At 36.3% G+C, this 641-nt stretch carries 1 pseudogene; it reads left to right on the top strand.

The window, feature by feature from the left end:
* Positions 1-641, top strand: a pseudogene (locus Q5Y73_RS24630) (hypothetical protein); the annotation flags it as partial.

The raw sequence follows: 641 nt of genomic DNA, 5'->3' as shown, positions 1-641 counted from the left end.
ACTCTATGGAATGTAGACAATGAAGAATGGGGTTACAGTAAATATCATGAATTAGATGATACTGAATTGATTTCTATTGGGATAGGTGCAGAACAAACGCATTATAAATGTGATAGTAACGGTTTCGCCCACTTCCTAGCCTACGCAGACCCAAGTGATGGAGTAACCGAATCTACTATCTATACAGATTACGTTGAGTTAGAAATACAAATTGATGTAAGTGAGTTAGGTTATGATGTATTAATACCTGAAGAAGCGTTCCCAGTGTTGAGTGAGAATTTGCTGACTGCTAATCAAGCTTATCCTGTGGATTTGGATGGTTTTGCTGAGAATAAAACTGAAAATGTAACAGTAACCTTACCAGAGAAAGGCGTAATTAAAGTTGTTACAGAAACCGCAGAATCTAGTTCAGGGTGGTATCAAGATGTTGTAGAAATAGAACCTTTAACAACGTATACGGCAAGTGCGGAAATCAGGAGCTTGCAAGGGACTACTGGGAGATTAAGAGCAAAAGAGATAAATGCTAATATTGATAATGTAATGTTTGACGGGCAATTGCCCATTGAATGGACACAAATAAGTATTACATTCACCTCATCTACTAATGAGAATGAATTTAGATTTATTTTTTATTCTAGTGA

The organism is Chengkuizengella axinellae (assembly GCF_030730905.1).
Lineage (GTDB): Bacteria > Bacillota > Bacilli > Paenibacillales > KCTC-33759 > Chengkuizengella > Chengkuizengella axinellae.
Note: the sequence above shows the minus strand (reverse complement) of the source record. Positions and strands in the feature narration are given on the sequence as shown.